The 11,230-nt window shown below is 33.4% G+C and carries 13 protein-coding genes; 4 read left to right on the forward strand and 9 right to left on the reverse strand.

The window, feature by feature from the left end:
- The first annotated feature begins 146 nt into the window (after positions 1 to 146).
- Positions 147 to 2,171, forward strand: coding sequence for a LuxR C-terminal-related transcriptional regulator (locus Q0845_RS12000; protein ID WP_298513297.1), 2,025 nt, complete (start codon positions 147 to 149; stop codon positions 2,169 to 2,171).
- A 183-nt stretch (positions 2,172 to 2,354) separates the two neighbouring features.
- Positions 2,355 to 3,815: a hypothetical protein gene (locus tag Q0845_RS12005; protein ID WP_298513299.1), complete on the forward strand. Its 1,461-nt coding sequence runs from the start codon at positions 2,355 to 2,357 to the stop codon at positions 3,813 to 3,815.
- 55 nt (positions 3,816 to 3,870) lie between these two features.
- Here Q0845_RS12005 and Q0845_RS12010 read toward each other — a convergent pair whose 3' ends face one another.
- The 3 genes from Q0845_RS12010 to panB all read right to left on the reverse strand — a co-directional run bounded on the left by Q0845_RS12010 (position 3,871) and on the right by panB (position 5,901).
- Positions 3,871 to 4,566, reverse strand: coding sequence for an RluA family pseudouridine synthase (locus tag Q0845_RS12010; protein ID WP_298513301.1), 696 nt, complete (start codon positions 4,564 to 4,566; stop codon positions 3,871 to 3,873).
- A gap of 53 nt (positions 4,567 to 4,619) precedes the next feature.
- Entirely contained in the window at positions 4,620 to 4,973 is a 354-nt protein-coding gene (locus tag Q0845_RS12015; protein ID WP_298513304.1) for a four helix bundle protein, read from the reverse strand.
- Between the two features lie 109 nt (positions 4,974 to 5,082).
- Positions 5,083 to 5,901, reverse strand: coding sequence for a 3-methyl-2-oxobutanoate hydroxymethyltransferase (gene panB, locus Q0845_RS12020; protein WP_298513306.1), 819 nt, complete (start codon positions 5,899 to 5,901; stop codon positions 5,083 to 5,085).
- A gap of 218 nt (positions 5,902 to 6,119) precedes the next feature.
- Here panB and Q0845_RS12025 point away from each other — a divergent pair, with 218 nt between their 5' ends.
- On the forward strand, positions 6,120 to 6,902 hold the full coding sequence (locus Q0845_RS12025; protein WP_298513309.1) for a hypothetical protein: 783 nt from the start codon (positions 6,120 to 6,122) through the stop codon (positions 6,900 to 6,902).
- A gap of 7 nt (positions 6,903 to 6,909) precedes the next feature.
- On the opposite strand, the gene Q0845_RS12030 is transcribed toward Q0845_RS12025, so the two are convergent.
- The 6 genes from Q0845_RS12030 to Q0845_RS12055 all read right to left on the reverse strand — a co-directional run bounded on the left by Q0845_RS12030 (position 6,910) and on the right by Q0845_RS12055 (position 10,210).
- A complete protein-coding gene (locus Q0845_RS12030) occupies positions 6,910 to 7,428 on the reverse strand; it encodes a hypothetical protein (protein WP_298513311.1) in 519 nt (172 codons plus the stop codon).
- Between the two features lie 9 nt (positions 7,429 to 7,437).
- The gene (locus Q0845_RS12035) at positions 7,438 to 7,851 is read right to left on the reverse strand and encodes a hypothetical protein (protein WP_298513314.1); all 414 of its coding nucleotides are present in this window, start codon (positions 7,849 to 7,851) and stop codon (positions 7,438 to 7,440) included.
- Positions 7,848 to 8,339, reverse strand: a complete 492-nt coding sequence (locus Q0845_RS12040) for a GyrI-like domain-containing protein (protein ID WP_298513317.1) — start codon at positions 8,337 to 8,339, stop codon at positions 7,848 to 7,850. The genes Q0845_RS12035 and Q0845_RS12040 overlap by 4 nt, the downstream gene beginning before the upstream one ends.
- A 6-nt stretch (positions 8,340 to 8,345) precedes the next feature.
- Positions 8,346 to 9,218 (reverse strand): bile acid:sodium symporter family protein, encoded by an 873-nt coding sequence (locus Q0845_RS12045; protein ID WP_298513319.1) that lies wholly within the window; start codon positions 9,216 to 9,218, stop codon positions 8,346 to 8,348.
- A gap of 77 nt (positions 9,219 to 9,295) precedes the next feature.
- On the reverse strand, positions 9,296 to 9,808 hold the full coding sequence (locus tag Q0845_RS12050) for a hypothetical protein (RefSeq protein WP_298513322.1): 513 nt from the start codon (positions 9,806 to 9,808) through the stop codon (positions 9,296 to 9,298).
- A 60-nt stretch (positions 9,809 to 9,868) separates the two neighbouring features.
- Positions 9,869 to 10,210: a hypothetical protein gene (locus Q0845_RS12055; RefSeq protein ID WP_298513324.1), complete on the reverse strand. Its 342-nt coding sequence runs from the start codon at positions 10,208 to 10,210 to the stop codon at positions 9,869 to 9,871.
- Between the two features lie 131 nt (positions 10,211 to 10,341).
- Between Q0845_RS12055 and Q0845_RS12060 the strand changes: the two genes are divergently transcribed.
- The gene (locus tag Q0845_RS12060) at positions 10,342 to 10,800 is read left to right on the forward strand and encodes a nuclear transport factor 2 family protein (RefSeq protein ID WP_298513326.1); all 459 of its coding nucleotides are present in this window, start codon (positions 10,342 to 10,344) and stop codon (positions 10,798 to 10,800) included.
- Positions 10,801 to 11,230 lie beyond the last annotated feature (430 nt).

Consider the following 11,230-nt stretch of genomic DNA (forward strand, 5'->3'; position numbering starts at 1 on the left):
ATTCGGGAATTGGTTGTAACTAAAAGTAGAAATTTATCTTTATATAAGCTACCTTCTATGAGATGATTTTTTATACAGGTTATCAACAGTTTTGGAATAGTTTGTTTTTGCTATTTTTATAAAAACTATTCCTAAAACGAACCATATTGAAACTTTCAAAAAAAGATTACAATAGCTATAAACTTTATATCTTTTTAGTCGTATGTATACTTTTAAAAACTGCTGTGCATGCGCAAGACAAATCCATTCCAACTTGGGAAATACCTGAAGAAATACAAGTAACCAGTATTGAGGAAACTATTCAACACTTTGATAGTATTATCAATCAAGCAAAAAGTGATACGGAAAAAGCTTCGGCACTTCAACAAAAAGGACAAGTATTAGTACAAGTACATCGCATCAAAGAAGCCCAAAAAGTATATGAGTTAGCACTTAAAACAGTTGGTGAAACAGCTTCAGAAACAGAAATCAAAATTTTAACAGGATTAGGAGAAATAGCCGATTTGGAAGAGAATTCGACACAAGCAAGCTCTTATTTTTCAGAAGCGTATGCAAAAGCAAAAGAATTGAAATCGATTGATGGATTGTTGTGGATTTTATTTCACAAAGGAAGCAGTTATGTCACGCCCGAAATATTTTCAATATCCGAATTAAAAGCAATGGAAAGATATGCAAGTCGATATCTATACAGCAAACCTCAACTCGCGTTAGCAACTAGCAATTGGATGATTCAATATTGTGGAGAGCATATAGAATATGCCGAAGATGGGTATATTTTCTCAGGCCTAGTGTATAGAGATTGGGGGCAATTTGACAAAGCATTAACGCAATTTTATAAAGCTATTGAATTAAGAGGTGATCATGTATTTAGAGGTGATTCGAAGTATTCATCTTTGTTGAATATTGCTGCAGTGCATGATATGCAAGGAGAAGAAGAAAAGTCTATGCAAATCATAAAAAAAGTAATCGTAGATGCAAAACAAGATGGTGATGATTGGGGATTAGGATATGGACTAAAAGATTTGGCAATCAGCTTGATGCTATATGGGCAAGATGAAGAGGCAATACCGTACTTTGAAGAGTGTATTCCTGTGATGCAACGATTAAAAGATACGCGTGGAGAAGGAGTTTGTTATGGGAATTTGGCTCAGGTATATTTGAATTTAAATGAGTATAAAAAATGCCAAGAAAATATAGCGAAAGCGCTGAAATTATTGAAAGTTTCAAATTACGATCAATTGTATGCTTCTTCATTATTGACCAAAGCTGCCATGTATAAAAAATTAGGAAAGTGGGAAGAAGCGAAAACAATTATGAATGAAGGTTTAGTAATGTTAAAACGTATCAATGCTTTGGAACAGCTTATGTATGCCTATAAGCTGTTTATCAGTTATTATACACATAGTAATAATGCTGTCATGGTTCAAAAGTATACAGATAGTATTTTGGAAGTCAATCAAAAGCTTTATGAGAAATCACGCTTGTTTGAATCTGAAAATTTAAAAGTACGTTACGAAACTGAAAAGAAAGAAGTGCAGTTAGGAATTCAAAGAAAGTTAAATACAGCATTGAAAGAAGAAGCAAGTTTGCATAAAAAATTACGCAATACACTATTTTTTATTCTATTACTGAGTGTCATTGTATTACTATTGTTTTTCAATAAATATAGATTGCAAAATAAACTCGTTGTAGAACGAGAAAAACGAAATGCACTTGAAAAAAAGCAACTCGAAGAAACCATGAATCATAAGCAACGAGAACTTACGAGTATGACCTTGCAAATGCTTCAAAAAAACGAAATGCTTCAAGAGTTGAAGCAAAGTGTCAATATTTTAGGAAGAAAAGATAACAAAGATGCCGAAGAAGAAGTAAAAAAACTGAAAAGTATGCTGCAAAGTCAACATCGACTCGATCAGGATTGGTCTACGTTTAAAATCCATTTTGATGGCGTGCATCCAAATTTTTTCGAAAAACTATCAAAAATAGCCAATCTCACCCAGCAAGATTTACGACACTGTAGTTATATAAAAATGGGCTTGGTAACCAAAGAAATTGCACAACTTATGAATATTAGTGCTTCCAGTGTACAAATGGCACGTTATCGATTAAAGAAAAAACTAGCACTCAATCGCGAAACTGACATATATACTTTTATTCAAGATTTACAATAAAAAATAGTTCGCATTTCTTTTTTAAGTTCTTAAGTAAAAACCCTTGTTTTTTGATGTGTAGTACTTTTGTAGTACCCAAGTATTGCAATAATTTGCCATTTTATCTCTTCATTTGTTTCAACAATTCAAAACATAGAATTGCCCTACCAAAAACAAATTATTAACGATTAAAAATTATTAATTATGTCAAATTGCACAGTAACATTTTACAAGGACAAAGACTATTCAGGAAAAAATAGAACTTTTACAGAAGCACAAAAAGTATCCGATCTTAATGATGTGAATTGGGATGATGATTCCAATAGAGACGATATGAAAGATGATGCAAGTTCTATTGAAACAGGTTCGCAAGCATGGATTCGCGTATTTTCCAAAGAAAATTATCAAGGTAGAACGGTTTTGATAGGTCCCAATTCAAGCTATAATTTAAAAGATTTAAAAGATGATAATAACGAAGATGATATGGACGATACCATTGCCAGTTTTCAATTATACGATCATGAACCAGCAGTAAATACCACTAATATCACCAATAATTTTATTGCGCTCTATCCTAATGGTGTACATACTAAAAAAGACGATCTATACAATAGTGAAGTGTACGCACAAGATTCTAGTTTTCGTGTATATGATCCCATAATTATTCTAGATGGCTCTAAAGTGGCATTCACTATCAATTTAGATCATATTCAAGGAGAACAAGACGATCATGCGACGGTGACATTTGCAATGGATTTCAATGGGAATTTTACAGATCAAATTCAAGTAACGTATGAAATACAAGAAGCGACTCAAGTTCCAGATTGGCTAATTAAAATCATTGATGGCGCCATTGATGTAGCTGCGGATGCTGCAAAATTACTAGCTGATGGAGCAGAAATTATATTAACCGATGGAGTAGGAGTTGTAGCGACGGTAGATACCAATAAATTGATAGATTATACCGCAAAAGCCATTTCTTTTTGTGTAGATCATATCAATACCGTTTTAAGTGCTGTATTTACACTTCAAGACGATGGAGGAACTATGTATTTTCCTGCCATGGTATCGCACAGTATTGCACGTTTGGTATTGGCGTATTATCAAGAATTGTATGTAGAAAATGAAACACTCACATTTGACGGTACTAAATTTTTAAATTCATTAGGAGGTAGTAGTTGGAACAATTCAAAACATAATGCGTATGTTGAATTTTCAGTAAATGGCTATCCATATAGATCGTATTATCCAGACAGTAGTTTTTATGATAATCAATTCGGAATGTTATCTTCTGTAAAAATTGATGCGGTGACTGACAATGAAAAAGACGATCACCTCATCATGCAATCTACATATGATTTGAATGGAAATTTATTTTCTGTAGTAGGAAGTATTGACTTATTCTCAAGAGATCATGATGATGATTATGAGGCACCAACTTCAGGTGTACTTACCTATAACGATCAAGGAGAAATGATGCATATTACAAAAGATGGAAAAATTACAAAAGTTCTCTGCGATTCTTTAGAAGAGGCTTACGAAAAAAAAATGATCATGGCATTAAGGTATACAGCAAAAAAGTATGACATTGAGTTAACACAACAGCAGATAGGATTGGTAACGGCTTCTTCTAGCGTATTAGCAGCTACAGAAGCAGGAATATAAACATAGGATTACAAACGTATAATGACAGCTTTTAGAAACTCTGAAAGCTGTTTTTTTATACACAAGCATTCCAAACAGGATCGTTAGGAAGTGGAGCAATAATTTCCAAAGATTCTTTCTTTACAGGATGAGTAAACACTAACTTTCTAGCGTGTAAATGTATGCTTGCATCTTTGTTACTACGATCAAAACCATATTTTAAGTCACCTTTTATTTTACAACCAATTGATGAAAGTTGCGCTCTAATTTGATGATGTCTTCCTGTATGCAGTGCAATTTCAAGCAGTACATACCGATCTAACTTTTTCTTTACAGTATACTCTAAAATCGCTTTTTTGCTTCCTGCAATCTCCTTTGCGACCGCTGTAGATTTATTATTCTTCGGATTCTTTCGAAGCCAATGCGTTAAAGTATCTTGTGATTTTGGAGGCATATTTTTTACCACTGCCCAATACGTTTTCTTAGCTTTCTTTTCAGCAAACAAGGCGTTTAATCTAGGCAACGCTTTGGAAGTTCTGGCAAATACAATAATTCCCGTAGTAGGTCGATCCAAACGATGTACAACACCCAAAAATACATTGCCAGGCTTGTTATATTTTTCAGCAATATACTCTTTCACAACATCACTCAACGGTTTGTCGCCAGTCTTATCACCTTGTACAATATCACCAGCACGTTTATTAACAATAATCATGTGATTGTCTTCGTAGAGTACTTGGAGATTGTTTTTGTTGGAAAGGACTTTAGACATATTAGACTTCTTAGATTTTTAGATTGTCTTCGACAATTAGACAAGTATTATCTTTATATTTTAAGTGTTGCTATAAATTTTGAAACCATTTTTATAATTTCTTCTAATTCCTGTGTGAGTTTTTGTAAATTTTCTTGTGATAAGAATTTTAAATCATAAGCAATTAATAATTGTGTCTCTATCTCATAAGCTGAACCAATGGCGATTCTTAAAAAGCGTACAAAATCCTTGTTCGAGTTTCTAGAACTTCCTTCTGCTATATTAGATGGAATTGATACTGAAGCTCTTCGTAACTGATTCGTTAATCCAAACTTTTCTGATGATGGAAATTCTGAAGTTACTTCATAAATTGAAGAACAAAATTGTCTACTTCTTTTCCAAACTACTAACTCTTTAAAACGGTGCATACTCATATATTTAATTGATTAAATATGAGTATTTTCAAAAAGGGTATTATTCTACACAAGTATATCTAACAAGTCTAAAAATCTAACAATCTAAGTTAGTCTAAATATACTAATACTGCTCCTTCTCATTAGGGAAATCAACAGACTTTACATCGGCAGCATATTGCTCAAAGGCATTGGTCATTTCTTCATACATGTTTAAATAACGACGTAAAAATCGCGGATTAAACTCATGCGTCATTCCCAACATATCGTGTGTTACCAATACTTGTCCGTCCACACCATTTCCAGCGCCAATTCCAATCACAGGAATCGTTAAAATATCTGCAACTTCTTTCGCTAACTTTGCAGGAACTTTTTCCAAAACAACTGCAAAACAACCTGCTTTTTCAAGCATTCTAGCGTCTTCTTTTAGTTTTTCGGCTTCTTCTTCTTCTTTGGCACGAACGGTATACGTTCCAAATTTATAAATAGATTGTGGCGTTAATCCTAAATGTCCCATCACAGGAATTCCCGCATTCAAAATACGTTTAATAGATTCTTTAATTTCTTTTCCACCTTCAACCTTTACTGCATGTCCACCAGACTCTTTCATAATTCGAATTGCGGAACGTAACGCTTCTTTCGGATCAGATTGATAGCTTCCAAACGGAATATCAACCACCACTAAAGCTCTTTTTACAGCTCTAATTACCGAAGAAGCATGATAAATCATTTGATCTAAAGTAATTGGTAAAGTTGTTTCATGTCCTGCCATTACATTACTAGCAGAATCGCCCACAAGAATGACGTCAATTCCGGCACCATCTACAATTTTTGCCATGGTATAATCATAAGCGGTCAACATGGAAATCTTTTCTCCATTAGTCTTCATTTCCACCACCGATTTTGTGGTCACTCTTTTGTACTGTTTCTTTGCGACTGACATAGGATATTATTTTGTAAGACTGTAAAAATAATAATAAAAAGTAAGCTGTAGACAAGTGAACTGTTTTTTATAGATATCAAAGCTATAATCCTACAAATGAACGATGAAATCAACAGCATGTAAGTGGTTTCTACTTGTTTTATAAACAGGTGTTTATGCGCTACACGAATGCCTATTTTAGAACTACATTTATAGGATACTTATTTAACATCTACATTATGAAAATTCTATTTGATCGCTACGGACAACAAATTCAAGTACAAATTAATCAAGGAAATCGGTTGACAGGAATGTTTGAAACCTTAACGGAAGCTAATTATGCATACGATATAGCCCAAGGTGCTTTGAGTGATGCAACTTTAAATGGTTATGATGTTTTGATTCTTACGAATAGAATGGATGATCCATTTGAAAAAGCAGAACTCGAAGCAATTACTAATTTTGTGACAAATGGAGGCGGACTTTGGTGTATGGCGAATCATTCTGGATTTAATTTAGGAAATATCAATAACAACCACGTACGTTACACAGGATCAGTTTGTTCTACATTTTGGTCTGCGTATGAAGCAGCAGCGTATAGTAGTACAGATAGGCAAGATAATGAAGTGCCACTCACGGGAACTAATTTATCAAATCATCCTACCATTATTGGAGCCAAAGGTTGGCCCATTGTAAAAGGCGGAACTACAACGGTAGTAAGCTCCATTGTAACTCGTAGCTTTTGTGCTGTCTATCCAAATGCATTTAGCACCTCTATTGCGGCATTGGAAGGTTTAAAATATGTAGTAAATACACAAAGTTCAAAACCGATAACCAATGGCGTTTTATGGAGTATTGGACTTAGTGATCCTAAAAGTGTGGGGAAAGGTAGAGTGGTTATTTGTGGCGATTCTGGTTGGTTGGGAAATACAGATAGTGATTGGCCAGGACCAGGAGAATATCAAAATGGCGATAATGCGCAATACATGTTAAACACAGTGACTTGGCTAAGTGGAGCATAATAGTACTTCATTCAGAAGTTAAGAAGAACTCATGAAACTCAGAAAGATCTCTCGTATAAATTAAAGTTTTTACTTTTTCACCTTTTTCATTAACAATAGCAAAGAGCGGAAGTGCATTTGTTTCAAACTTTTCCATTTCCCAGTGGAAATATTTATCACCTATGGTTTTTACTTCTCGTCCCAATATGTTACTGTAAAACCATTCTTTTTTAGGAAGTGTTTCTCTGTTTGTTGTGTATAGAGGAACCATGATATAATCGTTTTGGAAGCTGCTAAATAGTTTTTGATCGTTTGTAATCATATCTTCTAGTTCTCTGCAACTTGTACACGAATAATAAGAGAAATAGAAGAGTAGCGGTTTTTTTGCTTCCGCAGATTTTTTCAGTAAATCATTAAAATAGACATTACCAATAGGTTCAAAAATGTTTCTTTCATTGGATAAATTTTTCTCGTTTTGAGTTTTAGAAAAACAGCCAACAATTAATAGTACTGTGAAACAGTATATACATTTTTGTAAAAATTTCATGGCAAGATTCTAAGTTAAATACTTTACCGCATCTTTTACATTCAAATCAAATTCATCAAAAGAAACACCAGTTCTTGTAGCGTCAAAAACAGGTTCATTCAATCTATCTAAAGCGATCATCAATTGAAAAATGGCAATATTTTTTTCGGCATCCAACTCTTGTTGAAGCCAAGTTTTAAAATGTGGAATTAAATCTGGATTGAATCGTTTTGATAAAGCCCAATAAGCGCTAATTCGTGTTTTTTCAACGATATAAGCATTCTTTTTCAAGCCTTCTATGATAGAGGCTTCTAACTGATCAACAGGAATATTTTTTAATGTGGAAGCATCAATGACATTGTTCTCGTACTCGCCGAGCGTATTGCCATTTTCTTTTTCAAACAGAAAAGCTATCTCTACAAATTGATCGCTAGTGAAAATCATACACGTTTATTTTTAATCGGAATCCAAACTTCTTCTTCAGAGTCTTCACTTGCGGGTTTGTATTTATTTCCTAAAACTTCAAAATGTGGTCTGTTATCGAGCATATATTCTGAATTTGGCAACCATTGACTAAAAATATAATTTGCCATTTTTGAAAAATCTTGAGGCAGTCCTTTATAGATAAAAACGGCGTATAGTCCAGCGTCAATAGTTAAGCTTTCCATACCTTCTGGAATTGTATCAAAACTAGAAACTTCTGTCATGGCGTACTTTGTGAACTCTGTTTGCGGATTGAAGTTTCTAAAGTATAAAATATCATCATATACTTGAATTGAATACAAATCTGTTCCAACTGTATTTTTGACACTTTTTCTATTTTGCATAAAACTTTTCCAAAGTATCGGAGTTGTATTTTCAACCAAAGACATTCGCATGGATTTCCCCATGAGTTTCTTCTGCGGAAGCGTTTGTATTGTTGGTTCTGTCATTATGAATTAATTTGAAGCGTTTCTTCGACCACCAAAATACCACATTAAAATACTTCCGGTAACAAACATCCAAATAGAATACGCTACAATCGGAATTGCCATATCTAAATTATCTAAAACCGTTGTGGCTATTACAATGGCAAGTGTTCCGTTTTGAATACCGCTTTCTACAGTAATGGTAATGGAATCTTTTAAGTTTAACTTGAATAAACGCGCAGTAAAATAACCAAGTGCCATCGTAGCTATATTTAGTAACAACGTAACCAAACCGACTTGTTTCATGGCATTTCCTAAAAATTCCCACTTAGCAATAACAATTGCAGCAAAAATCAACACAAAAATCACGGTGGAAGCTTTTCGCATCGGACTTTCCATTCGTGTAGCAAATTCAGGTTTTGATCGACGCACAAACATTCCTATAGAAATAGGAATCACAATAATAACAAGCACTTGAAGTATAATATCTAAAACAGGCAGTTCTTTGATAACACTGGAATCACCACCAAAGTAATCGAGCGCATATGTTAAAATCAACGGAATTGTCAATATGGTAGCAAAACTGACAATTGCTGTCAAAGTCACTGACAAGGCAATATTTCCTCTACAAATTTGCGTAATTAAATTGCTTGTTGGTCCACCTGGCGCTGCGGCTAAAATCATCAAACCGATAGCCATTGTAGCATTCAATTCGAAGACAATTGCTAAGGAAAATCCTATAATTGGTAAAAGTACAAGCTGATTTATAATACCAATAAAAGCAGCTTTTGGATATTTAGTAATGCGTGTAAAATCTTTTGGAACTAAGGTCATTCCCATCCCAAACATAATAATAGCAAGAGATAAAGGAAGTAATACTTTGGTTAAAATCGTAACAATCATTGGTGGTTATTTTGCTAAACAATGTAGTAATAATAAATGAAAAGAACTTTTGTAAGTTGTTATTTTTTGAAAATGCTTTAGAAGTTTAAAACGGTAACTTGTAAGATGAAATTATGTTTTCTGGGTTGCAATGCGCTATTTTTTAACAAGTTAATATTCCAACCGTAATAGAGTGTTACCCAACCTAACAGAGAGAGTCCTACTTTGGGCATCAATCGCACTTGTGAACCTTTGTCTGAAAAGAGATAATCAGTGCCAATTTGTGCGGAAAATAATGTCCAACTATTTTCATAAGCGAATTTTACACCATATACATCTTTACGATCGACTCGCAAATATTCAATTCCGGTACTTAAATATTGATAACGCATAATTAAACCGCCGTAACCAGGATCTTTAATAGGCCAAGAAGAAAGAACATAACTCGCTTCCAATTCTACAGTTTTTAAGGAATTCAAAGCAAATCGATAGCCGTTTATATTGTCCCAAGGATTCAGTTGAAACTTTTTTTGTTGAGAAAATGCATCGTCTTGCGTTTGTGCATTTAGCGTGAAGCTGACAAAGAAAAATAAGAGTAAATATTTTTTCATATTCAAAAGTATTATTTATTCTCAAACCTTGCTGTAAATATGAATTTATTCATCAACATCTTACATTACAAAAAAGAAAGGATCATAATAAATCCCAGTATACGCCCAAGTTACAAGCATATATGTAAAAGTTCCTGCAACAAAAAAGAACAGTCGAAATTGAAAAATATTTAGTTTTCCTTTTAAATAATATTGATTTGCTACTTCGAGTAAAATTCCAGCAGAATATAAAATATTTGCCATAATTCCCCACAAAACAATTCCAATCGCGTCTTCCATTCCAAAAGTATGTGGAATAAAGGCAAGTACAGCGATAACTCCTGTAATTCCTACAAAAAAATTAAAAGCAATTCGTTTCTTTTCCCACCAAGAAATGGTATTCTTCAGCGTTACAGTATTCATGAGAGTATAAAATTAAGGGAAGTAAATTTAACCATATTGTTTGTGGATAGACGTTTCAAAATCTTAAAACTATTATAAAATTTAATTGAGTTTCATATTTTTAGGTTAATTTTCTGCAAAATCAATCAATCATGAAACCATATTTATTTATTCTATTTTTTGTGCTTTCTTTTAGTGTAAACGCACAAACTGACGATGAAACAGCGGCGAAACAAGCTGTTATTCAATTCTTTGAAGGCTTCCACAAAAAAGATTCTATAATGATGCAAGAAGTTGTACATAAAGACATCGTTTTACAAACCACATTCATGACGAAAGATGGCAAATCGGTTCTTAAAAATGGCAATGCTGATAATTTTATAAATGCTGTTGTAACCAGAGCTGATAGTCCAACTTGGGAAGAAAAAATCCTATCTTACAATGTACAAGTCGATGGAACAATGGCAAATGTATGGACACCATACGAATTTTGGCTTGGTGGAAAGTTTTTACATTGTGGCGTCAACTCGTTTCAATTGTTTAAAGACAATGGCAAATGGAAAATCATCTATTTAATTGATACACGACGTAAAAAAAGTTGTAAAGAATAGTTCTAAGATCGGCTTTGCCTTTTAGACCGCTTCACTTTTAGATGTTAGATCGCTTGCGCTGTTAGATTGTTTCATATAATATTTGAAACTTCTCATAGATTTTTAGAGTGAAATGCAAAAAAATGTATTTCGAAAACGAGATATAATTAGCAAAAACAGTGATAAATCAAACATTTCTCGATACAATTTTTTACAAAAATCACTCGAAAAGACGTTTTGAGACTATAATTCTATTGAATAAATCCAAGAACAGAGCAAGTCCAAAAGCGAAAGCGCGTCTAAGAGCTTAGTAAGTCTAAGAAGTCTAAAAGCGAAGCATATCTAAAATCAAACATTTCTCGATACAATTTTTCACAAAAATCACTCGAAAAGACGTTTTGAGACTATAATTCTATTGAATAAATCCAAGAACAGAGCAAGTCCAAAAGCG

It is taken from the genome of uncultured Kordia sp., from assembly GCF_947489565.1.
GTDB lineage: Bacteria > Bacteroidota > Bacteroidia > Flavobacteriales > Flavobacteriaceae > Kordia.